Source organism: Acetobacterium sp. KB-1 (assembly GCF_003260995.1).
In the GTDB taxonomy this organism is placed as follows: domain Bacteria; phylum Bacillota; class Clostridia; order Eubacteriales; family Eubacteriaceae; genus Acetobacterium; species Acetobacterium carbinolicum.
This window is the reverse complement of record NZ_CP030040.1, coordinates 3,272,968-3,298,030: the sequence shown is the minus strand read 5'-3', so window position 1 is coordinate 3,298,030 and position 25,063 is coordinate 3,272,968. Positions and strand designations below refer to the sequence as shown.

At 44.7% G+C, this 25,063-nt stretch carries 20 protein-coding genes and 1 other annotated feature; of the genes, 10 read left to right on the top strand and 10 right to left on the bottom strand.

Going from position 1 to position 25,063, the window contains the following annotated elements; translation table 11 throughout:
• Position 1: 1 nt before the first annotated feature.
• Positions 2-1,663: an ABC transporter ATP-binding protein gene (locus DOZ58_RS15180; RefSeq protein WP_111889071.1), complete on the top strand. Its 1,662-nt coding sequence runs from the start codon at positions 2-4 to the stop codon at positions 1,661-1,663.
• A gap of 209 nt (positions 1,664-1,872) precedes the next feature.
• Entirely contained in the window at positions 1,873-2,919 is a 1,047-nt protein-coding gene (locus DOZ58_RS15175) for an Ig domain-containing protein (RefSeq protein WP_111889070.1), read from the top strand.
• 142 nt (positions 2,920-3,061) lie between these two features.
• Here DOZ58_RS15175 and DOZ58_RS15170 read toward each other — a convergent pair whose 3' ends face one another.
• The 3 genes from DOZ58_RS15170 to DOZ58_RS15160 form a co-directional block, all read right to left on the bottom strand.
• Positions 3,062-4,546 carry a phosphomannomutase/phosphoglucomutase gene (locus DOZ58_RS15170; protein WP_111889069.1) on the bottom strand — a complete coding sequence of 495 codons (1,485 nt, stop codon included), beginning with the start codon at positions 4,544-4,546 and terminating at the stop codon, positions 3,062-3,064.
• Positions 4,547-4,718: 172 nt separating this feature from the next.
• A complete protein-coding gene (gene argF, locus DOZ58_RS15165) occupies positions 4,719-5,702 on the bottom strand; it encodes an ornithine carbamoyltransferase (protein WP_111889068.1) in 984 nt (327 codons plus the stop codon).
• Between the two features lie 122 nt (positions 5,703-5,824).
• Entirely contained in the window at positions 5,825-7,054 is a 1,230-nt protein-coding gene (locus DOZ58_RS15160; protein ID WP_111889067.1) for an arginine deiminase, read from the bottom strand.
• A gap of 172 nt (positions 7,055-7,226) precedes the next feature.
• Here DOZ58_RS15160 and DOZ58_RS15155 point away from each other — a divergent pair, with 172 nt between their 5' ends.
• Positions 7,227-7,844: a TetR/AcrR family transcriptional regulator gene (locus tag DOZ58_RS15155; RefSeq protein ID WP_111889066.1), complete on the top strand. Its 618-nt coding sequence runs from the start codon at positions 7,227-7,229 to the stop codon at positions 7,842-7,844.
• 70 nt (positions 7,845-7,914) lie between these two features.
• Positions 7,915-9,303 carry an MATE family efflux transporter gene (locus DOZ58_RS15150; protein ID WP_111889065.1) on the top strand — a complete coding sequence of 463 codons (1,389 nt, stop codon included), beginning with the start codon at positions 7,915-7,917 and terminating at the stop codon, positions 9,301-9,303.
• 126 nt (positions 9,304-9,429) lie between these two features.
• Here the strand turns inward: DOZ58_RS15150 and DOZ58_RS15145 are convergent, their stop codons facing one another.
• Complete coding sequence (locus DOZ58_RS15145) at positions 9,430-9,702, bottom strand: Veg family protein (RefSeq protein ID WP_111889064.1); 273 nt, start codon at positions 9,700-9,702, stop codon at positions 9,430-9,432.
• 189 nt (positions 9,703-9,891) lie between these two features.
• The gene (locus DOZ58_RS15140; RefSeq protein WP_111889063.1) at positions 9,892-10,626 is read right to left on the bottom strand and encodes an HAD family hydrolase; all 735 of its coding nucleotides are present in this window, start codon (positions 10,624-10,626) and stop codon (positions 9,892-9,894) included.
• A 119-nt stretch (positions 10,627-10,745) separates the two neighbouring features.
• Here DOZ58_RS15140 and DOZ58_RS15135 point away from each other — a divergent pair, with 119 nt between their 5' ends.
• Together DOZ58_RS15135 and pheA are read left to right on the top strand one after the other, a co-directional pair.
• Positions 10,746-11,381 carry a lactate utilization protein gene (locus tag DOZ58_RS15135; RefSeq protein ID WP_111889062.1) on the top strand — a complete coding sequence of 212 codons (636 nt, stop codon included), beginning with the start codon at positions 10,746-10,748 and terminating at the stop codon, positions 11,379-11,381.
• On the top strand, positions 11,371-12,279 hold the full coding sequence (pheA, locus tag DOZ58_RS15130; protein ID WP_111889061.1) for a prephenate dehydratase: 909 nt from the start codon (positions 11,371-11,373) through the stop codon (positions 12,277-12,279). The genes DOZ58_RS15135 and pheA overlap by 11 nt, the downstream gene beginning before the upstream one ends.
• A gap of 80 nt (positions 12,280-12,359) precedes the next feature.
• On the opposite strand, the gene DOZ58_RS15125 is transcribed toward pheA, so the two are convergent.
• The 3 genes from DOZ58_RS15125 to ileS all read right to left on the bottom strand — a co-directional run bounded on the left by DOZ58_RS15125 (position 12,360) and on the right by ileS (position 17,828).
• Positions 12,360-12,680: a hypothetical protein gene (locus DOZ58_RS15125; RefSeq protein ID WP_111889060.1), complete on the bottom strand. Its 321-nt coding sequence runs from the start codon at positions 12,678-12,680 to the stop codon at positions 12,360-12,362.
• A 36-nt stretch (positions 12,681-12,716) separates the two neighbouring features.
• Positions 12,717-14,477: a flagellinolysin gene (locus DOZ58_RS15120; protein WP_162624545.1), complete on the bottom strand. Its 1,761-nt coding sequence runs from the start codon at positions 14,475-14,477 to the stop codon at positions 12,717-12,719.
• 252 nt (positions 14,478-14,729) lie between these two features.
• Positions 14,730-17,828, bottom strand: a complete 3,099-nt coding sequence (gene ileS / locus DOZ58_RS15115; protein ID WP_111889059.1) for an isoleucine--tRNA ligase — start codon at positions 17,826-17,828, stop codon at positions 14,730-14,732.
• Between the two features lie 186 nt (positions 17,829-18,014).
• Positions 18,015-18,240 (bottom strand) — a binding site (T-box leader).
• Between the two features lie 226 nt (positions 18,241-18,466).
• On the opposite strand from ileS, the gene DOZ58_RS15110 reads away from it, so the two are divergent.
• Both DOZ58_RS15110 and DOZ58_RS15105 read left to right on the top strand, forming a co-directional pair.
• Positions 18,467-19,051: a hypothetical protein gene (locus tag DOZ58_RS15110; protein WP_111889058.1), complete on the top strand. Its 585-nt coding sequence runs from the start codon at positions 18,467-18,469 to the stop codon at positions 19,049-19,051.
• Between the two features lie 129 nt (positions 19,052-19,180).
• Positions 19,181-19,675, top strand: a complete 495-nt coding sequence (locus DOZ58_RS15105) for an ECF transporter S component (RefSeq protein WP_111889057.1) — start codon at positions 19,181-19,183, stop codon at positions 19,673-19,675.
• A gap of 209 nt (positions 19,676-19,884) precedes the next feature.
• Here DOZ58_RS15105 and DOZ58_RS15100 read toward each other — a convergent pair whose 3' ends face one another.
• Complete coding sequence (locus tag DOZ58_RS15100) at positions 19,885-20,358, bottom strand: gamma carbonic anhydrase family protein (protein ID WP_111889056.1); 474 nt, start codon at positions 20,356-20,358, stop codon at positions 19,885-19,887.
• A 126-nt stretch (positions 20,359-20,484) separates the two neighbouring features.
• Here DOZ58_RS15100 and DOZ58_RS15095 point away from each other — a divergent pair, with 126 nt between their 5' ends.
• Both DOZ58_RS15095 and DOZ58_RS15090 read left to right on the top strand, forming a co-directional pair.
• Entirely contained in the window at positions 20,485-22,389 is a 1,905-nt protein-coding gene (locus DOZ58_RS15095) for an ABC-F family ATP-binding cassette domain-containing protein (RefSeq protein WP_111889055.1), read from the top strand.
• Between the two features lie 66 nt (positions 22,390-22,455).
• On the top strand, positions 22,456-23,217 hold the full coding sequence (locus DOZ58_RS15090; RefSeq protein ID WP_111889054.1) for an exodeoxyribonuclease III: 762 nt from the start codon (positions 22,456-22,458) through the stop codon (positions 23,215-23,217).
• Between the two features lie 183 nt (positions 23,218-23,400).
• On the opposite strand, the gene DOZ58_RS15085 is transcribed toward DOZ58_RS15090, so the two are convergent.
• Positions 23,401-24,882: a UDP-N-acetylmuramoyl-L-alanyl-D-glutamate--2,6-diaminopimelate ligase gene (locus tag DOZ58_RS15085; RefSeq protein WP_111889053.1), complete on the bottom strand. Its 1,482-nt coding sequence runs from the start codon at positions 24,880-24,882 to the stop codon at positions 23,401-23,403.
• Between the last annotated feature and the right edge of the window lie 181 nt (positions 24,883-25,063).

Below are 25,063 nucleotides of genomic sequence, written 5' to 3'. Positions count from 1 at the left end.
CATGATCCAATTAAGCCAAATCAATTTCACCTATGAAAACAGCGAGGGCGGTGGTTGCCTTCATGATCTTAATTTAACCATCAATCGGGGGGAAGTCATTTTACTGTGTGGCGGCTCCGGTTGTGGCAAAACCACCTTGACCCGTTTGATCAACGGTCTGATTCCCCACTTTTACAGCGGCCAGCTTTCCGGCGAGGTTTTAGTAAACGGCAAGAATGTTTCACAAATTCCCCTCTATGATACTGCTGAGCTGGTTGGTTCCGTTTTTCAAAATCCCCGAAGTCAGTTTTTTAATGTCGATACTACCAGTGAGTTGGCTTTTGGCTGTGAAAATATGGGCTTAGCAGCTGATGAAATCGGTCGCCGAATTGACGATGTTTCCCGGGATTTATGTCTTGATATGTTGCTGGAGCGGAGTATTTTTGCCTTGTCCGGTGGTCAGAAACAAAAGATCGCCTGTGGCTCGGTGGCGGCCCTGGAGCCTGAAATAATCGTACTTGATGAACCCTCTTCCAATCTGGACGCGAAAGCTACCCGGGAACTCCAATCCTTAATTGCGCTATGGAAATCCCAGGGGAAAACCATCGTCATCGCTGAACACCGACTTCACTATTTGCAGGAGCTGGCCGATCGCGTTGTTTTGATGGATAAGGGGCGGATTATCAAAATCTATCCCGGCACGTCCTTTTCACTTTTGCCCAAAGCCGAACTGGAGCGGATGGGGCTGCGGATTCTAAAGCTTAAATCATTGTATGGGACACCCTTGGCTGTTCGTCCCGCTTTTAAGAGCACTTTTTCGATCTGTGATTTTAATTATGCCTATCGCCATTGTGATCCATGCCTGAAAATTGCCAACGCCTGTCTGCCCAAGGGTGCTGTTATTGCAGTAATTGGCGAAAACGGCTGCGGGAAAACCACCTTTGCCCGATGCCTATGCGGACTCGAAAATAAGTGTTCCGGTACCCTTAACATCAGCGGCTGTGATCTAAAGTCTCGGGATCGTCTAAAAAACTGCTTTATGGTGATGCAGGATGTCAACCATCAGCTGTTTTCCGAAAGTGTTCTGGATGAGCTGCTGATTTCCATGAACGAAGAAAACGAAGCCGAAGCCCTAAAAATCCTGGAGAGCCTTGATCTGTCTGAGCTCAAAGACCTGCACCCGATGTCTCTTTCAGGCGGACAAAAGCAACGGGTTGCGATTGCCTGTGCTGTCGCTTCCTGCCGTCCCTTTATCCTTTTTGATGAACCCACCAGCGGTTTGGATTTAAAACATATGCAGCAGGTGGCAACTAATATCCAGCAACTTTCGGATCTGGGGAAAACTCAGTTTGTTATCACCCATGATCCCGAACTGATTCTGGCGGCTTGCACCCACGTTCTCCACCTGGATGATGGCGATATTAAGAAAATTTACCCTCTGGATGATGGCGGTGTCACTGAAATGCTATCTTTCTTTATTGCCGATGATGGCCTTTCTAGTAGGGTATCTGATGGTTCTGGTCTTTATCCTGGCGTTGAGCTTTTACAGCCTGCCGATTGGGCTGATTGCCCTGTCCGGTATTGCCCTTTCCGACCTCGCACTGATCTGGATGGGGCAGCGCAGCAAACGCAATTCAACGGTCCACGCCAGCTCCCAGGAGGAAATGGTCGGCGCGGTGATTGAATATGTCCGGGGCATTTCGCTGGTCAAGGCCTTTTCACAACAGGGGGTTTCAGTTGCTGGGATCCGAACAGCCTTTGAAAAAAGCCGCGGATCAATATTAAAATCAAAAAGGACTATATCCTCTGTAATTGAGAAAATATAAATTATCTTGAATGTGTTGAACTGTAAGCGTATACTTTATATAAGACTAATAAGAAAGCGAGAAAAAAATGAAAAAAAGTATTCGCAAATGTTTTGTCGGGATGTTAGCCTTATTGTTGAGTGTCGGGATGGTTCCGACAACTGTGTGGGCTGAAACGACTCCCAATGTCCGCTATCGGACCCACGTTGAAAATAAAGGCTGGCAAGAATTTGTTTCCGATGGCGTTCTCAGTGGGACAACCGGCGAAAACTTACGGTTAGAAGGCATACAAATCGAACTTGAAAATCAGGTCGCAAATCTTGACGTCGCTTATCAAACCCATATCCAGAATTATGGTTGGGAAGATCAAGGCGATAACACCAACTGGAAAAAGAACGGCGAAACAAGCGGAACCACCGGCGAAAGCTTACGGTTAGAAGCCATTCAAATTAAACTGACTGGCGATACTGCTGATCAATTTGATATCTGGTATCAGGTTCATGCTCAGAATATGGGTTGGCTTGCCTGGACTAAAAACGGCGAAAGTGCCGGCACCGAAGGATTTGGCTATCGCCTTGAAGGCATCAAAATTCAGATCCTGCCGGCCGGTTCAAGTGCCCCCAGTGGCACAGTGGATCAAGATGAACCGTTTTATAAAAAATTGATTCAAAGCCCGCATGAGGCGATTACCTATTTAAAACAATTGCTGGCTCAATTAGGGATGCGTGTAGATGAAGAATATAAATATACAGGGTATTGTAACAAAGGATTTAAATTAACTGCTGTTAATAGTCCTATTCAGGAACAACCTTACATTGTCTCTCCTAAAGGAAGTCTATTTAATGATTTTAAACAATTCTACTTATATCAAGCCGAAGGTGATGAAACGATCTGCTATCTGGCCACTGAAGACGAAGCTAGGCAGTATCTTGATGACTATCTAATCGCATCTGAAGCCGATGTTCCCGAAATCATCGAGTTTCAAGGAAAATTCGAGCAGAGCTGCTATAGGTATTATGGCTACGATGAAATTGACGGTCAAAAGACTACCATCTTCATGTATGATGTTTTCCCCGGTGGCAATATTTACGACAATATTTTACACCAATACATCTATGAATACCCGGTCGTTTAAACCGTGATCGATCCGCGGCAATCGTTAATCCGATTGTTTCCGATCGTCAAAATACCTCAGCTCCAGCGATTCCTAACATTAACGGATTAAAACAAAAAAACAGGATGTTAAACCCATCCTGTTTTTTAGTGCTATTTTTTTATTAAACTAAGGCTTCAAATTTTTGCAGGTATTCTTTCAAAACCGTCTCAATGATCACACAGCCCCCGACCGTATCGGATTCGATATTAAGGGGCATAATCGGATCGTGAAGAGACATTCGCAGTAGACACCAGCCGTTACCGGCCGTTCCATCACAGCTTACCCGGACCCCTTCATAATTAGGCGCTACCACGGTCCAACCGGGTTGGCTGGCGGCAAATCTTTCAAAATCGGCCAGCACCTTTTGTCCATAATCTTTAAAATTCTCAGTGGCTATTTTATAGCGTATCTCTTCGGCTTCGACCGGCTCTTTCAGTCCTGCCAGAAACGAGCTAATCGGTTTGCCAGCCTGGTGGAGTTCGGCAAACTTAATCAGCGCCATGGTGACCAGATAAGCGCCATCGTCGAGAAAATAGTTTTCTTTAATAGCGCCGTGGCCGCTGGTTTCCATGGCTAAATGGGTTTCGATACCTTCTTCATTTAACCGGATCGCTTCGTTGATGACATTTTTATAACCGCGTTTAAAACGATGATGTTTCCCGCCAAGACTCTCAATATACTCTGTTAACCCGGTGGAGGTAATCGAATCCGTAACGATGGTTGACCCCGGATAATCCGCTAAAAGCAGACTGGCAATAAAAGCAATAAAGCCATTGCGGTTAATAGCATTCCCTTTTTCATCAATAATCGCCGCCCGATCCACATCGGTATCAAAGATGATCCCCAGATCGGCCTGGTTGTCCAATACCGCCTTGGAGATATGGGCAATGGCCACGGCATCTTCCGGGTTGGGCACGTGGTTGGGGAAATGGCCGTCGGGCTCCAGATACTGGCTGCCGCTGGTATCGGCACCCAGCGGTTTTAACACCTGGTCAACAAAAAATCCGCCGGCTCCGTTACCGGCATCAACCACAATCCGGGCTCCGGCAAGCGGTTGCTCCGTTTTTGTTTTTTCGCGGATAAACGCGACAATATTTTTAGAATAGGACGGTAAAAAATCATAGTCCTGTGCCTGTCCGCCGGGCGTGAAGGATGTTTCAATCGTTTCGGCCAGTGCCAGAATCTCGCTGATATCGGCTTTGTCAAGGCCGCCATCGCGGGTGAAAAACTTAAGTCCATTTCGGTTAAAAGGCAAATGACTGGCGGTTACCATTATCGCCCCATCGGCCTCGATAACCGGATCGATGGTCGTCATAAACATCGCCGGGGTGGTGGCAATCCCGCATTGATAGACCTTGTTGCCCTTGCTGACCAGACCCAAAGCCACGGCCTGCGCCAGGTGGGTTCCGGACAGCCGGCTGTCTCTTCCGACCGCAAAGGTCAGCGGTGCTTTGCCTGATTTTTTTTCCAGCCAGGTGGCAAACGAAAAGGCTATTTTCATGGCCATGTCCTGGGTGAAATTAACGGCTTCGCCGGCAATCCCTTCAAGTGCCACCCCCCGAACATCGGAGCCATTTTGCAATTTTCTAATATCTTTAATCTCCATTTATTGTTAATCTCCTGGTATGAATCATGTACTAAGATCCGGGCCGTTTAGGCTATGCTGTTCTGGTTGAGCGAAACCTCGAGTACTCGGCGGATTAATTTATTAAAGCCCGCCGCGTATCAATAATACGCAAGGATTTGAATAAATTGATCCAACAACGTAATCGGGCATTTTAGCCAACCAGAGACGACACCATCACAGCCTTGATCGTATGCATCCGATTTTCAGCCTCATCAAAGACCTTGGAATGCTTACTGCGGAAGACCTCATCAGTAACTTCCATTTCAGTTAGCCCGAATTTTTCCTTAACTTCCCGGGCGACGGATGTCTCCTGATCATGGAAGGCTGGTAAACAATGAAGAAAGATCACCTCATTATTACCAGTCGCCTTAATCATTTCCATGTTCACCTGGTATGGTGATAACAGCTTGATCCGTTTAGCCATCTGATCTTCTTCACCCATGGATACCCAGACATCAGTATAGATGGCATCAGCACCTTTAACTCCGGCTTTAATATCGGCAGTCAGGGTAATGGTTCCCCCGGTTGTTTTGCAAAGTGCTTTCATTTCAGACACCAGTGCTTCTTCCGGGAACAGGGATTCAGGGGCCACCGCCACAAAATGCATTCCCAGTTTGGCACAACCGATCATTAGAGCGTTGCCCATATTATTCCTGGCATCTCCCACATAAGCCAGTCGTTTTCCTTTAAGCGATCCGAAATTTTCCTGGATGGTCAGCATATCGGCCAAAATTTGAGTGGGATGATCTAAATCGGTTAAGCCATTCCAAACTGGCACTCCGGAATATTCGGCCAGCGTTTCCACTGTCTTTTGTTCAAAGCCGCGAAACTCAATACCATCATAAAAACGTCCCAAAACGATGGCGGTATCCTCAATCGATTCTTTTTTGCCCATTTGACTATTGGTCAAAAAGGTGACATTAGCTCCTTCATCAAAAGCCGCCACTTCAAAGGCGCAACGGGTTCTTGTTGAAGTTTTTTCAAAAATAAGAACAATGTTCTTACCTTTTAGCAGGGTGCCCACCTCGCCTGATTTTTTCTTTGCTTTTAGTTTAGCTGAATAATCAATGAGATACTGTATTTCAGCTGGGGTAAAATCTTTTAATGTCAATAAATGACGACCTTTTAAATTCATAACGCTTCCTCCGTTTATCTCTTCTTTCATCTATTTTAACTGATAATCTTTACTTTCACAAGGTAACATCGTTCATCTACAATCAATTCTATAAAACCAACTGCTATAACGATCGGATTTGTTTAAAACGCGTCCCGATAAAGGGGCATCGTCATACAGCGAGGACCGCCCCGACCCCGTACCAGTTCAGATGCTTCAATACCAATCACTTCAATACCATTTTGACTGAGCACCTCATTGGAGCGCTCATTTCGGGTATAAGCAACAATGACACCCGGGGCAATTGCCAGCGTGTTGGTACTGTCATTCCATTGTTCCCGGGCGGCGGCAACCGGGTTGCCGCCGCCACTTTCAATGAGACTAATGGCCGGCAAATCGAGCACTGACTTAAGTGCCTCAATCAAACTGTCTTTTCGTTCATAATGCAGATAATCCGCTTTGCCAGGGGTCATAATGACCGTTTCCACCTGTTCAAGTATCCCCGGGTAGACAATAAACTTGTCAACGTCTACCATCGTAAAGACGGTATCCAAATGCATAAAGGCCCGGTTGCGAGGGATTTTTACTGCCAACACCTTTTTTATGCCCAACTCTGCCTTAAATAGGTTTTTAGCCAGTTCTTCAACCCCCTGAACCTCAGTTCGTTCACTACACCCCACCGCCACTGCAGTGGGGCTTAAAATCAGGACATCGCCACCTTCCACTGAAAAGAAGTTGGTATCCTGGTAAAAGGTTTTATTTGCACAACTTTTAAAGATCGGATGATGTTCATAAATAGCCGCTAAATAGCGACTCTCACGTTTTCTAGTCCGGGTGGCCATGGCAGAAATGCACATGCCATCATGAATAGCCACAGCTGGATCGCGCATAAAATACAAATTTGGCACGGGATTTAAATAAAAAGCATAGGGTTCCGGGCCTTTTAAATAATCAGTCAGCACCCGGTGCCGATCGATATGGTCAAGTTCTTTTTGCAGCACCCCGGCAATTAGGGCATCGCCCAGGGCATTGCTGTCTAAGGACATCAGGTATTCATTTAAGAATCCATCAATGTAGTTTCCCGATGAGGGATTCTTGTCGATGACTTCAGCGATGATATTCTCCCGAACCGCGGTATTTTTTAAAATATCTTTTAATAAGTCCTCGACATAAAGCACCTCGGCCCCACGTTTTCTAAGGATCGTGGCAAAGGCATCGTGCTCCTCCTGCATCCGTGCCAGCCAGGGGATATCCTCAAACAATAATTCCTTAAGGGAATCGGGAACAATCCGTTCTAGTTCCTTTCCCGGTCGGTGAACCAGGACCTTTTTCAGCTTTCCAATTTCAGATTCTATTCTTATATTTTTAACCATCTATTTACTCCTTTTTCAATACCACTCATTATATCATCGGTGATAAAAAAATCCACCTATTCTTAACGAACTACGTTTTTCTATTTTTCAAATAGTTATTGACACCGCAAAAATTTAATAGTAAAATAAATCCCGTAATATAACACTGTTATATTACGGGGAGGTATCCGGTATGTGCGAAAAGAAACAATCCACTCTGGACAGAATCATGGCTGAAGGCAAGAAAGAATTCTTAGACAAAGGTTTTAAAGATGCTTCTCTGAGGAATATAGTAAAATCTGCCGGTGTGACAACTGGAGCCTTTTACGGCTATTTTCCCGATAAAAAAGCTTTATTTGAAGCGCTGGTTGATCCTGCTGTTAAAGGGTTTAAAGAACAGTTTATCGCCGTACACAAAGCATTTGAACAACTCCCCCGGGACGTTAAAATGCGAGTTGCTTATGATGACTCTTCACCCCATCAGAAAGAGCTCATCACCTATATCTATGATCATTTTGATGCTTTTAAACTGCTAATCAGTTGTGCTGAAGGCACTGCTTATGACGATTTCATAAACAGCCTGGTTGAAACTGAAGTCGCAGCCACCCTGGATTTTATCCGGGACACCGGTTGTGACGCCCTGATCTCTGGACGGGCCTCACCCGAAATGTTGCATATACTCTCGAGTGCCTACTTTGCTGCCGTTTTCGAAATCGTTGTTCATGACATGCCTAAATCAGCGGCCGACAATTATATTGAAAACATCCGGATTTTTTTTACTGCCGGATGGAAATCAATATTATATTTATAAAACCGAGGTTCCTTGTGAACCTCAAAAAAACATTTTCGTGTTAGACATTTCTAACTAAAAAGGAGTTGCAATGAAAGAAACAGTTGTAAATAGTAAAGAACGACAAAAGCAGTCAATCTTAGCCGACAACCTGTGGAAGGTCATGTTTAATGTTTCCTGGCCGGCCATCATCGCGATGGTTCTTTATGGCTTGAATTCTATCCTGGACGCAATCTTTGTCGGCCAATTTGTCGGCGAAGTCGCTCTGGCTGGGGTTTCAGTGGCCTATCCACTTGCGCAAATCAGTGTCGCTTTTGGCTCCCTTGTTGGCGTCGGCGCCGGTTCTGTCCTCAGCATTGCTTTAGGCAAACAGGACAAGCAAGTCCAGGAAAAGCTCATGGGTAATGTCAACTTACTCGCACTGCTAATAACGATACTCTATATGGTCATCACCCTGATCTTTTCAAAACAGCTCCTTACCTTCATGGGTGGCAGCGGCGAATCCCTTGTCTTTGGTGACGCTTATTTCAGAGCAACAATCTGGGGCGCATTTTTCTGGATTTACGGTTTAGCAGGCAATATGATTGTTCGTGCCGAGGGCAAAATGAAATCAGCCGCTGTTATGATGGGTGCCGGATTAGTTATTAATGTTATCGCCAATTATATCCTGATGGGCGTATTCAATTTCGGTGTGGTCGGCGCTGCCTGGGGCACCAACATCGGGATGCTTGTTTATACGTTAATTGGCTGGTTTTACTTTGGCAAGGGTTTTTCAACTTTCAAAACAAAAATGCTGTCCTTAAGCTGGGATAAAGAGATTGGAACAACCATCATCCGCCTGGGTCTGCCTTCCCTGATTATGAGTTTTATGAGCCTTATTCAGGCTGTATTAGTTTTTAACGCATTGGCTAAATATGGTACCACTGCCGATATAGCCTTTTATGGGGTCGTATATCGTATTTTCACCTTCCTGATGACCCCTATTTTTGGATTAATGCGGGCTTTACAGCCGGTTATCGGGATCAATTATGGTGCCGGTCAATATGATCGGGTGATCAGTTCCTATAAAATTTTTGCGCTATCTGCGATGTTACTGACACTTCCATTTTGGATTATTTCTATGATCTCCCCTGAGTCAATCTTGGGACTGATGCTTGCCGATCAGGTGTTTGAAGTTACGCTACTTGGTTATTTCAGAATTTACATGGCCATCCTACCACCATTGTCGATTATCTTTATGGCGATGACCCTATTCCCTTCAATCGGCAAGGGAAAACCAGCCGCCTTAATCGGAATCGCCAGACAATTGGTTTTTTATGTTCCAGTCATGTTATTTTTACCGGGAATCGTCGGTGTCGCTGGTATCTATTACGGCTCTTTTGCCATTGACGTCGTGATTGTTGTCTGGACAGCTTTTATGGTTCGAAAAGAATTTAACTTATTGCGAACCCGCGCTCAGGAAGTCCGTTTAACGACATAATTTAAAGAAAACCACTTCGAGAAGAACTAAGTTCTTTGTTCGCTTCAACCTAGAAACCTGTGAGCATTGACATAAAAAAAAGAAGAACCTGAGTTCTTCTCTTAATGTGGTTATTTTATGTTGTCGTTATGAAACTAACAGTGCGCCATCCGTTTCATTCTCATCTAGTAATACAATTTTTACACTTTGAGTTAAAAGATCAGAATAACTAAAAGACAATTTCTGTTCTTTTCTTTTATCTTCTTGAACTCGAACGGTAAAAATACTGGGATAAGTGCTTTCAATTACCCCTTCTTTTTGGTAGAGTTTTTTCTTGCTTTTATGTGCTTCAAGTTTGACTCGTTTACCAAGACAATTTTCCACCTCGCGTCTAATGTCCATAATGGTTGCTTTTGGCATGAACTTCACCTCTCTGTGGTTTTCTCTTTGTTAGTATACCACAGTTTTGATCAAAAGTAAAATTTTTTATTATAACAAGACCTGGTTTTTTTGTCAATATGTAATTTTGATTTTCGTTTACAGCTTGTTTATCGTTTACAGTTCTGGCGTTTTCAAGTCTTTGCTCATTTTACTTCTAATCCCACCAGCTCATCCGTGTTTTTTCTTATGAGCATTGGGGTTAGGTTCTGGGGTTTCGTTAAAAAGCGAATACATTTCCTTCCCATAGCGCAGGGCTTCCACAATCCGCATCGGGTTATGTAGCCAAATGGCATCATCCAACTTGGTCAACACTTCAAAGGACTCAAATCCCCAGGTACATAAAACCGGCAGCATTTCTGCTCTTAAGGCGGTTTCATAATCAACGGTGGAATCCCCGACAAATAGACACTCATGGGGTTTTACACCCATTTTTTCAGCTAATCTTAAGGTTGTTTCCGGATTTGGTTTTCTCAGTTCATCTTTTGTAAAACCGACCACATCGACAAAATCGTAGTCTTTGAACAAAGCACTTACCAACGCTTTTGCTGCCGCATCTGGTTTGTTGGTGCAAACGCTAAATGGGATTTCATGGAATTTTAAATAATCCAGCAGTTTTGTAATTCCCGGATAGGGCCTGGTTTTTTTTATGTAGTTTGAAGCATACTCCGCTTTTAGCATTTCTGTTAATTCATCAACAAAAACATCATCACTCCGATATTTTTCCGGTATGGCATCCCGGGTCAGATTTCTTAAGCCTCTGCCAATTAATTTTTTTCCCTCGTCATAGGAGTGAACCGGAAATCGATTGTACTTCAAAATCCCGTTGACCGAATCAATCAAATCTTCCAGCGAATTGACCAGGGTACCGTCTAAATCAAAGATAACGCCCTTATACTTATGCATGTTGTCCTCCTGTGATATTACATATTTTTTATTATTATACCCCATTTTTTTAATAAATTTTGTTTTTTTAACAACTTTGGATTATAATAAGATTATTAATTTTCTCTGGAGGTATCATTTTGGGTTACAAGGAAGATAATTATCTGAATCTCAGTAAATCTTTAATTAAAAAACTTGAAAAACGAAATTTTAAGGGCTATTTTTGCAAAACCGCCCATGAAGGCCTAGAACTGGCTTTATCGATGATTCCTAGCAGCGTCAGTGTGACCCATGGCGGGTCTGAATCGATTAAGGAAATTGGTCTGCTTGATGCGGTTAAAAATGGCAATTACCAATATATTGACCGCAGTCTGGCTAAGACGCCGCAGGAAAAAAGAGAAGTGGTTGCCCAGGGAGTACTCGCCCACACGTTTCTGACCGGTACCAACGCCATTACTATGAACGGGGAACTGGTCAATGTGGATGGGATGAGCAACCGGGTAGCACTGATGTGCTTTGGTCCGGAACAGGTAATTGTTATTGCCGGGATCAACAAGGTGGTTGCCAATACCGAGGCCGGGATTTATCGGGCCCAAAATATTGCTGCACCAGTGAATGCCATCCGTCACAATGCCAAAACGCCTTGTTATGATACCGGCAACTGTGCCCACTGTCATAGTGATGACTGTATGTGCGCCAATATCGTGGTCACAAGACACAGCCGAATCCCTGATCGAATTAAGGTTATCCTGATCGGAGAAAATATTGGCTACTAAAACAAATCATGAAGCTAATGCCTTAAATGCGTTAAAACAAGCCTTTTTGGTCTATCCTCAAACCATCAAGAAAGAACCTCGGGTAGCTTATGCCGGAACCCGGGGTTCTTATGGCGAAGAAGCCAGCCTGGCTTTTTTTAAGCAGCACTGCGAGCTGTTTCCCTTTAAAACCTTTGAGGATGTTTTTGTAGCCTTGAGTCAGGGGTCAATCGATTACGGAGTACTCCCGATTGAAAACTCATCCACCGGGTCCATTGCCGCTGTTTATGACCTGCTGTCCCGTTATCAGTATTATATCGTCGGCGAAGAAGAGATCAAAGCCCGACACTGTCTGCTGGCGCCAAAGGGAGCCAGCTTTGAGACCATTGCCGAGGTTTATTCCCATCCCCAGGGATTTTCACAATCCCAGGAATTTCTAAATGATTATACCCGCTGGAAGTGCATTCCCTATTACAATACCGCCATTGCTGCGGCTTATGTTGCTGAAAAAAGCGACCCCACCATGGCCGCTATTGCCAGCAAACGGGCCGCAGAAATCTATGATCTGGAAGTACTGGCTGAAAACATCAACTTTTCCCAAACCAATGTAACTCGGTTTGTCGTTATTTCCCGGAAGATTGAACTCTTTAAAAATCCTACCCGGGTCAGTATTGCCTTTCGGCTGCCCCACCGTCCCGGATCACTTTATGAAATCATCGGGATTTTTTCGGTTTTCTCTCTAAATCTCTGTAAGATCGAATCTCGCCCACTTTTAAAAGAGAATTGGGAATACCTGTTTTTTATCGACTTCACCGGCAATATTTCCCAAAACACCCTGGTGAACCTGTTGCCGATCATCGAAGAAAAGGCGGAATATTTTCAATTCTTAGGGTATTATCCGCAGTTTGAAGAAAAATAATCTTTATCATGACTAAACCAATAAAACCCCAGATTTTAGACATTAAACCGTCTTAAACCTGGGGTTATTAATATTGAACCTTAATCATAGAAGGTCATTCTGATCTCTCCATTGGCGTCTGTCACGGCGCTGTAGTCGTCAGATTGACAATTCGGACAGCGGGCTTTTGCCTTAATCCGATAATGGCCATCGTGACATCGTCCAGCTATGGCTTCCACCTTTTCATTAAAAGAAAACGCTGGATCCTGCTTTTTTATTTTTTCCAGTACTTCTTCCTGGCGGATAACTTTTTCTTCGCCACAGGTATCGCAGTGGAGCAGATAAAAATCCAGTCCACCACCTTCCCGGACTTCAAACTCGGTTTGGCACTGATTGCACCTGGCCATAAACTGTCTACCCAATTTTTCCGCCTCCTTATTTTAAGCTAATCAGCTACTTTAGGCTAATAGCTGCAAGACACTCTGTGGTTGCTGATTAGCCTGAGATAGCATTGCCTGGGCCGCTTGCTGCAGGATATTGTTTTTGGTAAAATTCATCATTTCCTTGGCCATATCCACATCCCGGATCCGGGATTCTGATGAGCTTAAGTTTTCTGATGCTGATTCCAGATTTCTGGTGGTATGCTCCAATCGGTTCTGGTAGGCACCCAATCGGGAACGCTCGGCAGAAACTCGGGAAATCGCCGAATCACAAGAACTAATGGCATTGTTTGCCAATGTATAACTATCCACCTTTAAACTGGAAATGCCCAGTGCCGCTGCCCGCATATCGCTCGTGAGCAACTCCATGGATTGCCCCGTATTGGCACCGATTTGAATAGCAAATGACTTGCCAACTGAAGATGCCAGATCCGGCCAGGTAATGTTAAAACCGCTCATCGGTTGATTGACTTCTGATGCACTGGCTCCGCCTGTTTCCGGCATGATCGATTCGGCCGTTTTTGCGGTACCGGCAGCAGCATCTGAACCGGTGGCTGAACCGGTATCGACTTCATTTCCGGCATCTAATACAACACCGGTTGTCGCACCCAAACTGCCCGTTGTTACATTTGCTTTAAACTGAGCGATCCAAGTCGAGGTGCTGTCAAAACTCAGTCCAGCATGTGTCGCCTTTACCGATGCCAAAGCCTGATCAAGATTATGCGTCGGATTTGCAGCCAGATAAGTGGTTACTTCTCTAATGCCGGTTGCCCCACCATTAAGGCGTATCTGCTTATCCAGATACCGCGTCGCTAAATAGGCTGATGCATAGTCATTGGAATTTCCATCCCAGGCCCCATAAGAGCCGTCGCCGATATTTGACACCACATTTTCTATACTGCCCAATAATGCAATGCCCGATTTAAGCCGCTCGTCGCCACCATGGGTAAACTCCGCGATCCCCTCATTAAACCAGATTGGTAAATCTCCAAAATTCATCGTCGACATCATCACCGCATGAGTAATCTCATGGGCAATCACCCGATCCACATATTGGGGTGCCGTCCCCCCATCGATAGTATCGGTGGGTTGGGAATAAGCCAAATTAATCTTTAACGACAGATTTGATCCTTGCCCAGTAATACCAGGGGTTCCTACCATATTAGCGGGGTCCGAGGTAAAACTGCCTTGAACATAGGCCGCATAGCTGCTGGACGGATCATTAATAATTTCCACACTCATATTAATCCCACTGGCCGTTAAGCCATAGCTACTCGTTACGAGATCTTCCGCTTCTTCTAGCCACCACTTTTTAAGACTGGAAACCAGATTCAGCTGATCTGACGCACTGACCGAGGCATTGCCCTGATTGAGCAGCTTCATGGTATTAAATTCGGTGTCATTGCCTATCCGGTCAACTTCCTTGGTCAGTTGATTAATCTCGTTTTGAATGGCTTCCCGGTCTTCCACAGCATTGACATCATTGGCCGCCTGCACCGACAGCTCCCGCATCCGCTGGATTAGGGAGTGCGTTTCGCTCAAAGCCCCTTCAGCGGTTTGGATTAGTGAGATGGCATCTCTGGCATTATTGCCAGCCTGATCCAGCCCTCGGATCTGTCCCCTCATTTTTTCAGAAATAGCCAGTCCCGCCGCATTATCCCCGGCCCGGTTGATACTCTGCCCGGAAGATAATTTTTCCAGAGACTTGCTGACATTATTACTATTATTTGTTAATTGACGATAATTATTGATTGCCATGATATTATGGTTAATTCTCATTTGGTCACCTCCTTCCACGCTAAATCTACCAGGTCATCATGATCAGATAAAAATACGAAGCGAACTTGCTTAAGTGACAATACTTACTAAACACCAATATTCAACATTCGCATTTCAATATATATCGGTCAAAACGGAGACAACCATTAGTTTTTTTAGTAATTTTTTAACATTTGCTAAACATTTCTTTTTTTTGTTTTTCTTCTCTCCATTTTCATAAAAAAACGACGGTACCAGCGCACCGTCATTTATTTATTTCTTTATAAGCTCAATCCTTGTATCATGTCCGTTCAGACTAAACACTTCCCCCACACCGGCTTTGATGGTGATCGTATCCGCCAGGGTTTCGGTTTTAATAAAATCAGTAAAGATCTCAATGGCCCGATCCATTTGTGCATCACTGCTATAGCTAATGTCGATGCGGTCCATGACTTCGTAGCCGCTTGACTTTCGTAGTTGTTGAATGCGAGAGACAAATTCCCGGGCACAGCCTTCATCGAGCAAATCCTGATTTAAGCTGGTATCGAGAATGATAAACTTGTTGTTAAACATCTGCACATTAAAGCCTTCTTTAGCGGAAATTCGAATGTCAATGAAATCTTTGCGCAGTTCAAGGCTTTGTCCATCCAGCTCAATTACAAAGCTGCCATCGGCTTCAAGCTTGGCTACCACCTCACTGGCGGGTGCCGATGCCAGTGCCTTGCCCAACAGCTTGACATTTTTGCCGAGCACCGGGCCGGCCACCTTAAAGTCCGGTTTTAGGGCATAGTTCATAAAATCACCCAAATTTTCTTCAAAGACGACCTGTTTAATATTTAATTCTTCTTCGATCAGGACACATAAATCGCCCAGCGTTTCCCGGTATTTACCATCCACAATAATTTTAGACAAGGGTTGTCGCACCTTGATCTGGGCTTCTTCGCGGGCCCCCCGACCAAGGCTGACCAGTTCTCTGACCAGATCCATCGGTTCTTCAATGGCATCCTGTATCAGCTCTTCATTGGCGGTGGGATAATCGGCCAGGTGGACAGAGATACCATCAGTCAGTTTTTGGTACAGTTCTTCGGTGATATAAGGCGCAAAGGGGGCACAAAGGCGAACCACGCCTTCTAATACTTCCCAGGTGGTGTTGTAAACCGCTTTTTTATCTTCCGTCAGTTCGGTTCCCCAGAAGCGGCGGCGATTGCGGCGGATGTACCAGTTAGATAAATCTTCATTGACAAAGTTCTGGATTTTTTTGACTGCTTTGGTTAAATCAAAGACTTCCATTTCTTCCCTAACTTCTTTAACCAGTCGGTTATATTTAGACAGAATCCAGGCATCGATTTCCGGACGCTTGGCATAGGGCACAAAAAACGCTCTTGGGTCAATGTTATCGGTGTTGGCATAAAGGGCAAAGAAATGATAGGTATTTTTCAGGGTGTTAAAGAACTTGCTTTGCACCTCTTTGATTCCCTTAACATCAAAACGGGTCGGAGTCCAGGCTGGTGATACATAAAGCAGATACCAACGCAGCGCATCAGCCCCGTATTCAGCAAACATTTCTAAGGGATCAACACTATTGCCCTTTGTTTTCGACATTTTCTGTCCTTCAGCATCAAGAATCAGGTCATTGACCAATACTTTTTTATAGGGTGCTTTTCCGGTTACAAAGGAGGAAATTGCCAGTAATGAATAAAACCAGCCGCGGGTCTGGTCAATCCCTTCACAAATGAAATCAGCCGGGAATTGTTCTTCCCACAACTCTTTATTTTCAAAGGGGTAGTGATACTGGGCAAAGGGCATCGAGCCGGAATCAAACCAGCAGTCAATGACATCTTTGACCCGGGTCATTGTTTTGCCACAATCGGGACAGGTGAAATGGACATCGTCGACGTAAGGGCGGTGCAGCTCAATGCTTTCATCGATGTTTTCAACAGCCCGCTCGACTAATTCTTTGCGGGAACCGACGGTTTCCAGCTTACCGCATTCCTCACAGCGCCAGACTGGCAGCGGTGTACCCCAGTAGCGGCTGCGGGAAATCGCCCAGTCGTTAAGGTTTTCCAGCCAGTTACCGAAGCGTTTTTCGCCAACAAAATCCGGGTACCATTCGACGCCATTATTGTTTTCAATCAAACGGTCCTTAATCTTGGTCATTTCCAGATACCAGCTTGGTTTGGCATAATAGAGCAAAGGGGTTTTACAGCGCCAGCAATGGGGATAGTTATGGGTGACTTTTTCTTTTTTAAACAGTTTTCCTTCAGCCTTCAGCCATTTAATAATATCCAGATCGGCATCGATGACAAATTGTCCCTTCCAGGGGGTGTCGGTGTATTTTCCGTCCTCGGCCACTGGCTGCAACACCGGCAGGTTGTACTGACGACCAACCTTGTAGTCATCTTCCCCAAAGGCGGGAGCGATATGAACAATCCCGGTACCGTCTTCGGTGGTGACATAATCGGCACAGGTGACAAAAAAGGCTTTTTTATCGGGAACCACGAACGGCATCAGCTGTTCATACTCAACGTATTCCAGCGCCGAGCCCTTCATTTCTTCCAGAATCTCGTAGTCTTCACCCAATAACTTGGGTGCTAAAACCTTGGCGCAGATATAAACTTCATCATTGCTGCGGGCTTTAATGTAGTCGGCATCGGGATGAACGGCCAGGGCGACATTGGCCGCCAATGTCCAGGGGGTGGTGGTCCACACCAAAAAGTATTCGTTGGCATCGCTTCGTTTAAATGCGGCCACAACGGTATTACTTTTTATTTCCTGATAACCCTGGGCAACCTCGTGCGATGCCAGACCGGTACCGCAACGGGGACAATAAGGCATGATCTTGTGACCTTCATAAAGAAAGCCTTCTTTATTGAACTTATCCAGAATCCACCAGACGGTTTCAATATAATTATTATCCAACGTAATGTAAGGATCTTCCATATCGATGAAATAACCCATTTTGCGGCTCATTTCTTTCCATTGGCTTTCATAATTAAAGACCGATTCCTTACATTTTTCGTTGAACTTATCGATGCCGTAAGCTTCAATTTCCAGTTTGCTGGAAAGACCCAACTGTTTTTCCACTTCGATTTCCACCGGTAGGCCATGAGTGTCCCAACCGCCTTTACGAATGACCCGATAACCATCCATGACCTTGTATTTACAGACCGTATCTTTTAGGGTTCGGGCCAGCACGTGATGAATCCCGGGCCGACCATTTGCAGTTGGGGGCCCTTCATAAAAGACAAAATTTTCTTGTCCTTCCCGATTATCAATGGTTTTCTGCAAAAGATTCATGGCTTCCCATTGCTTAGAGATCACGTCTTCTCTTTCGCCGATTTTTCCTTCTATTAATGTTTTGAACTGTGCCAAATTTCTACCTCCATAAAGTCTCTTTCCTTGAATTAAATGATTTAAGTTGACGGTGTTGTAAGCGCATGTTTTGAATTAAATACCCAAACTATGCGCTTATCTCGTTGCTTTGATAAAATAAAAGCTCGCGCGTAAATGTGCTAAACGGTGCTAATCAACAAATACAAAAAACGCCCCCTGAAAAATCCAAGGGACGAAAAATCGCGGTACCACCCAAGTTGGCAGAAAACTGCCCACTCTATGAATTTAACGGTTCCCCGGAATTTCCTACTCTGATTTAACCAACGGTTAACCAGTCTTCAAAAATTCTGTTCAAAGGTGATCTCTCTGAGGTGTCTTTTAATAATCTTTCACCAAAATGATTATCTCTCTGTTAAAGCATTCCCCACAGCGTCCTTATCTTCACATTTATATTCTTCATTTCTATTTATATCGATAAAAGCGTAAAAGATTTCTTTTATATTCTATCCAATATCCTTAATAAAATCAAGTTTTTTGAAATCTTTATTCTAAAATTTAAGAATCTCGGTTATAATGCTAATAAGCACTCAATCGGTAATCAGGTAATTAAGAAAGCCCGTTAGCTTTCGTTATCGTTTCTCGATTGCCTGCCAATTGCATTTAAAAAGGAGTTATTTATGAAAATACGTTATGTCCTTCTTTCGCTTTTACTCATTGGCGTTCTTATCACTGGTGCCGCCCTGCTGATGCCAAAGCTGATAAACGATGAAGAAACAGCGACTAAAGAAACCAATACCACGACAACAACTAAGCAGCCGGAACCTATAAAGAACAACGAACCAGACACAACAGCAACAACCGCCATCGTCGTACCTGAAGAAATGCAAACCGTTATTGAGGAAAATAATGAAGAAATTTATGTTGATGAAGCCGGTCTTCTCGCTGGCAATTATCCCAGCCAAATGGTACCTCTCTATGGTGTAACCAGTCTTTCTCAGTCTCATCAGATTACCGGTGTATCCGGACAGCCGGGCTGGAAAACGTCTTATGTTTCTGACTATTCCACCGACGAAATCCTTGTTTTCTATCAGAACTTGCTAACGAGTGCCCCGGATTATTCTGAGGAAGTGGTTTCAGCAACAACCAACCTCAAGGGAACCGTCAGCGGTTATACGATCAGCATTTCAATTTCACCCAACAACCCGGACAAAACGGATCTCCCGGGGAACAGTGCCGTTAATATCTTTATTGAACAGGTCTGATGGGTTCAGATTTTTCAAAAAATCGACGAATTCAAGCCCTTGTTTTTTAAAACAACTATGAGATAATTTTATACTAAGTCGACTGTTTATCGTTGGCTTAGTATTTTTTTAGAATTGAGGTACTTAAAGATGAATGACCAAACCAAAAAAATCACCTACACGGCATTAATGATGGCACTCACTTTTGTGATGACATCCCTTGTGAAGATCCCTCTTCCCACGGGCTATATTCATCCCGGTGATGGTGCAGTTCTTTTATCCGCTTTTATTTTAGGTCCCTGGGGCGGCCTGATTGCCGCTGGAATCGGATCGGCCAGTGCTGACTATTTCGGGGGCTACGGGGCCTATGTGCTGCCCACCTTTATTGCCAAAGGCTCAATGGCCTTTATTTTCGGTTACCTGATGAAACGTTTTCCCGAAAAGAATTTGCTGTTCTTCGCTTTTCCCGCCGTCATTGCCATGACTGCTGTTTATTTCGTTTCTGAAGTAATCATGTACGGCAACGTTGCCGGCCCTTTGGTGAACCTGCCCTTTAGTGTACTGCAAGGCCTGGTGGGAATTGTGCTAGTCACCATTCTCTACAAACCACTGGAACGCTTTCGCCTTAACCCCGTCAAGTTTTAGCAACCTCAAAGACCCTGGGGTCTTTGAGGTTAGTGATAAACTACCGTACCGACCAATTGTTAATCTGTTGTTCGCCGCGGAATCGGACAGGCTCTGCCGTGTCCGCTCCGATGCGCACAACATGATGTAACAATTGTCGGTACTGGGTTATTTTTTTTATAACCTCAGACCCTTGGGTCTTTTTTAGTTGCACCGTGTTTGCAGGCAGTTTACATATAGCCCTTCATCGTATCGAGGTATTCTTCGGCGTTGTCCCGGATGCTCTGAATTTCTTCGGGTTTCAGGGCTCTGACAACTTTCGCCGGGCTGCCCATAATTAAAGAATTGGGCGGGAATACCTTTCCCTGGGTCACCAGTGAACCGGCTCCAACAATCGAGTTGTCACCAATTTTTGCGCCATTTAAAATGATGGCACCCATACCGACTAAGACATTATCACCAATTTCGCAGCCGTGAATCGTGGCATTATGGCCGATGCTAACCCCTGCCCCGATGACAGTGGGATAACCCGAGGCCACGTGAACCACCGTACCATCCTGAATATTGGTCCGATCACCAATGGTGATGCTATCGACATCACCCCGAATGACCGCTTGGAACCATACTGAGATAAAATCCCCAAGTTTTACTTTTCCTACAACATCTGCACTTTTTGCTATAAAAATGGTTTTACCCAACATCATTTTGTACACCCCACCTTAATTTGTTACTACATAATACTATTTTCAGGACTTTTTGTAAAGTTTTTCCATGATTCCTTCCCATTTATGTTAAACTATTAGCAAAATGAAAACACAAAGGACAAGTCAATGAATATTGCCAGTATTGAAAATCTTAAAAAAACATATGGGGTTAAAACCCTATTTAACCATATCTCATTTTCCATTGCCGACACCGATAAAATCGGGGTGATTGGCGTCAATGGATCGGGAAAAACCTCAATGTTGCGAATTATTGGAAACCTCGATAGCCCGGATGCCGGGGAGGTTAAATTTTTCGGATCCCAGCGGGTTGAAATTCTTTCCCAGGACCCCGATCTTGACCCCGATACCACCGTGCTTTCTCAGGTTTTTTCAGCTAATTCGCCGGAAATGAACCTGGTCCGGGATTATGAGTCTACCCTGGCCGCATTGGATATCTCGCCGGAGGAGGTGTCGCTCCAAAAGCGGCTGATGTCTTTATCCCAACGCATCGATGACGAAAATCTCTGGAATCTGAAATCCCAGGTCGAAACGATCCTCTCACAACTGGGCATTCATGACTATCATAAACAAATTGGTCAGCTTTCCGGGGGACAGCGCAAGCGGGTGGCGATGGCCTCAGCCCTGCTGACACCCTGTGATCTGCTGATTCTCGATGAGCCCACCAATCATCTCGACAATGATACTATTGCCTGGCTTGAAAACTATCTACTAAACCGTAGAGGGGCGCTGCTGATGGTCACCCATGACCGCTATTTTCTGGATCGGGTCGTAACCAAAACCATCGAACTCGATATGGGCAACCTTTATGAATACACCGGAAATTATTCCGACTTTTTAGAACAGAAAGCCAACCGTCGGGAAGCCCAAACCGCGATTGAAGAGAAACGTCAAAACCTCTATCGTCGCGAACTGGCCTGGATCCGCCGCGGTGCCCGAGCCCGCACCACCAAACAAAAAGCCAGAATTCAACGCTTTGAAGAAATCAAAGAACGGGCCACTGATCTTTCTGAGAACCAGATGGAAATCTCGGTCGGTTTTTCCCGTCTTGGTAAAAAGGTCATTGAAATCGAGCATTTGAGTAAATCTTTTGGTGCTGGAAAAATCATCGACGATTTTTCGATGATCCTGGGGCCCAGCGAACGGATTGGAATCATCGGGAAAAACGGTTATGGCAAATCCACCTTACTTAATTTGTTATCCGGAAAACTACAGCCCGATCGTGGCACCATCATTCTGGGCGACACCGTCAAACTCGGTTATTTTTCTCAGGAATCTGAAGATATGGATCTAAGTCTGCGGGCTATTGATTATATTCGGCAGAAAGCCGAAGTGATGGAAAATTCCCGGGGCGAAATTGTCACCGCAGCTCAGATGATGGAACTATTTCTTTTTGATAAAAACAGCCAATGGGTTTATATATCCGAGCTTTCCGGCGGCGAACGACGGCGGCTCTACCTGTTGGGGATCTTAATGATGGCTCCCAATGTGCTGCTTTTTGATGAACCTACCAATGATCTGGATATTGACACCCTGACCATTCTGGAAGCCTACCTGGACGAGTTTCAAGGATCAATGCTGACCGTTTCTCATGACCGTTATTTTCTTGATCGCACCTGCGAACAGATTTTTTCCTTTGACGGTCACGGTCATATTACTACCCAAACCGGCAATTATTCGGATTATATCAGTAAACATCCGCTAAGCGGACTGGGTAACCGGGAAGACGCCCCGAATCAAACGGTTAAAAAACCCGAACAGCCCCCGCTTGAAAAACCTAAAACCCGCAAGCCCGGTCTGACCTACAAGGAAAAACGGGAGCAGGAAACCCTCCTGCAGGATCTGGAAAGCAAAGATCAGCGGCTGGATTTTGTCACCCAGAAGCTGACGGAAATAACTAAGGACTACACCGTCCTGCAGGAACTGGCAGAAGAAAAAGCGATTCTGGAAGAAGAATTATTAGAAATCATGGATCGTCTGGAAACCCTTGAAAGTCTGGAAAAAGGGGAGTAATTTGATGGCCCTGGTTTGAAAATAACCGGTTTAATAATTAAATTTAATAAAATAGGAAGGTAACATATGAAAATTATCTCGTGGAACGTTAACGGCATTCGGGCGGTAGAAAAAAAAGGGTTTCTAACCTTTATTTTAGAAACCAATCCTGATATTCTTTGCATTCAGGAAACGAAAGCTCACGACCATCAGCTAGAAGACAATTTGCTTAACATCCCCGGCTATTTTGCCTATTTTCACTCCGGTGAAAAAAAAGGTTACAGCGGTACCGCGGTTTATTACAAAACAAAGCCGCTGGCCATCCGCACCGGTTTATCTGACGCTGCTTTTAACAACGAGGGCCGCACCATTATTATGGAATACCCGGATTTTATCCTTTATAATGTCTATTTCCCCAATGGCCAGAAAGATGAGCAGCGGCTTGCTTTCAAGATGGATTTCAACCGCTGTCTTCAAGATGATATAAAAGAACTCCTGGCCGCCGGCAAAAACGTCATCGTCTGTGGTGATATCAACATTGCCCATCGGGAAGTCGATTTGAAAAATCCCAAGGAAAATTCCAAGCGCTCTGGCTTCCTGCCCGAAGAACGAGCCTGGATTGATGATTTCCTTAGCATCGGCATGGTTGACAGTTGGCGGGTGCAACACCCCGAAACAATCAAATACAGCTGGTGGTCCTACCGCTTCAATGCCCGGGCCAACAACGCCGGATGGCGGATTGATTCTTTCTTTGTTTCTGAACGCTTCATGCCCCAGGTTGCGTGCACCGACATCTTAGACACGGTAATGGGCTCCGATCATTGCCCGATCGTTTTAACCCTAAAATGATAAAAAGCTCCCGATAACTCTAAACATAATGCTAACGCAGTACCGACAATTATTAATCTGATTGTACGCATCGGGGCGGACATGGCAGCGCCTGTCCGATCCCGCAGCGAACCACAGCTTAAAATTGGTCGGTACGGTAGCTCGCCGACAACCTAAAAAGCACCCGATGGGTGCTTTTTTTTGTTAAGCTTTCAGTTTTAACCGGGCGACGGCTTCTCTGGCCGTGTCCCATTCATTATAATAAAGCGTTTCATCTTTCATGATTTCCTGCTTTTCATGGCCTTTTCCAGCCAACACCAGTACATCTCCCGGCTGACATAGCGATGCCCCATAATAGACGCCTTCATGGCGGTGTTCCACAGTAGCGTATTGATCAGTTTTCTCACGGACGCCCGCAACCACAGCGCCGATGATGTCCATAGGATTTTCGCTGGCTGGATTGTCCGAAGTTACCACGACCATATCGGCATTTGCGCCGGCGATCCGGCCCATGATCGGCCGTTTTTCCTTGTCCCGATCGCCATTACAGCCAAAGACCAGGACAATCCGCCCCTTAAATATTTTTCGTACCGACTGGAGCAGTTTTTCCAGAGAATCCGGAGAGTGGGCATAATCGATAATGACATCAAAGGGGGCCTCAACTTCCAGAATTTCCATCCGGCCTTCTACTCCCGGCATTGTTGCCAGTGCTTTCCGGATCACTCCCATTGGCACCCCTTCCGCCACTGCGGCAATAATGGCGGCCATGGCGTTATAAACCATAAACTCACCGGGGATATTTAAAAATAATTGCTCTTCTGAATCTGGTGTAACGAGCGTAAATTTCGTTCCTTTGGGTCCAAAGATCAGGTCTCTGGCAAAATAATCATGAGCCGGATTTAAGCCGTAGGTGATCACCGGTAGTGCTGATTTTTCACCCAACAATTCACACAACTTACGGCCCCAGGTGTCATCGCCATTGATGATATTGGCTTTTTTTACCTGAAAAAAAAGTTTCGCTTTGGCCGCAAAATAATTCTCAAAGGTTTTATGATAATCTAAATGATCCTGGGTCAGATTGGTGAAAATGCCATAATCAAAATCGACTCCATTGACCCGATCGAGGGCCAGACCATGGGAAGAGACTTCCATAAATAAGTGAGAACAGCCCCGATCCTTCATTTCTTTAATAATCTCCTGAACTTCCAGGGATTCCGGGGTGGTTCGTCCCCGATTGTCAATTACCTGATCCCCGATCAGATTATTAATGGTCCCAATCAAACCACATTTTTTTCCCTGCGTTTCAAAAATATGTTTAAGCATATAGGTCAAGGAAGTTTTCCCATTGGTTCCGGTAATGCCAGTGACCACCATGGATTCCGAAGGTTTTTCATAAAAACAGCTCCCCAAGATTCCCAGGGCATAGCGGGAATCTTTTACTTTTATGTACACGATATCTGGTTGATAGTCAGTCAGATCGTCCTGGTGGACCACGGCACGAGCGCCCTGACTAATGGCATTGCCAATGTACTGATGGCCGTTTGTTACATAGCCGGGTATCGCTACAAACAGGCTATCTGCCACGGCTTCCCGGGAATTGTAGCAAATTTTTTTTATATCACAATCAGGCTGATTGTTTCTAATCTCAATTATTTTTAGTTCATTTAACAGTTGTTCCAGTTTCATTGCTTTTCCTCTCTTTTAAAAACTGATTTAAAACCCTTTTGTTATTATACCGTTTCCCAATTTATCTGTCTATATTTGTGTTTGACTGCTATTATTTTCTCTATTAAGATTCAATAAAAAAAGAGATACTTTTTTAGTATCTCCCGCGAAAATAAACGTCATTTTGAGCCCTGTGCATTTT

Coding starts and splice junctions, on each gene's coding strand:
- DOZ58_RS15180 (WP_111889071.1), top strand. CDS start 2: ATGATCCAATTAAGCCAAATCAATTTCACCTATGAAAACAGCGAGGGC.
- DOZ58_RS15175 (WP_111889070.1), top strand. CDS start 1,873: ATGAAAAAAAGTATTCGCAAATGTTTTGTCGGGATGTTAGCCTTATTG.
- DOZ58_RS15170 (WP_111889069.1), bottom strand. CDS start 4,546: ATGGAGATTAAAGATATTAGAAAATTGCAAAATGGCTCCGATGTTCGG.
- argF (WP_111889068.1), bottom strand. CDS start 5,702: ATGAATTTAAAAGGTCGTCATTTATTGACATTAAAAGATTTTACCCCA.
- DOZ58_RS15160 (WP_111889067.1), bottom strand. CDS start 7,054: ATGGTTAAAAATATAAGAATAGAATCTGAAATTGGAAAGCTGAAAAAG.
- DOZ58_RS15155 (WP_111889066.1), top strand. CDS start 7,227: ATGTGCGAAAAGAAACAATCCACTCTGGACAGAATCATGGCTGAAGGC.
- DOZ58_RS15150 (WP_111889065.1), top strand. CDS start 7,915: ATGAAAGAAACAGTTGTAAATAGTAAAGAACGACAAAAGCAGTCAATC.
- DOZ58_RS15145 (WP_111889064.1), bottom strand. CDS start 9,702: ATGCCAAAAGCAACCATTATGGACATTAGACGCGAGGTGGAAAATTGT.
- DOZ58_RS15140 (WP_111889063.1), bottom strand. CDS start 10,626: ATGCATAAGTATAAGGGCGTTATCTTTGATTTAGACGGTACCCTGGTC.
- DOZ58_RS15120 (WP_162624545.1), bottom strand. CDS start 14,477: ATGAGAATTAACCATAATATCATGGCAATCAATAATTATCGTCAATTA.
- DOZ58_RS15110 (WP_111889058.1), top strand. CDS start 18,467: ATGAAAATACGTTATGTCCTTCTTTCGCTTTTACTCATTGGCGTTCTT.
- DOZ58_RS15105 (WP_111889057.1), top strand. CDS start 19,181: ATGAATGACCAAACCAAAAAAATCACCTACACGGCATTAATGATGGCA.
- DOZ58_RS15100 (WP_111889056.1), bottom strand. CDS start 20,358: ATGATGTTGGGTAAAACCATTTTTATAGCAAAAAGTGCAGATGTTGTA.
- DOZ58_RS15095 (WP_111889055.1), top strand. CDS start 20,485: ATGAATATTGCCAGTATTGAAAATCTTAAAAAAACATATGGGGTTAAA.
- DOZ58_RS15090 (WP_111889054.1), top strand. CDS start 22,456: ATGAAAATTATCTCGTGGAACGTTAACGGCATTCGGGCGGTAGAAAAA.
- DOZ58_RS15085 (WP_111889053.1), bottom strand. CDS start 24,882: ATGAAACTGGAACAACTGTTAAATGAACTAAAAATAATTGAGATTAGA.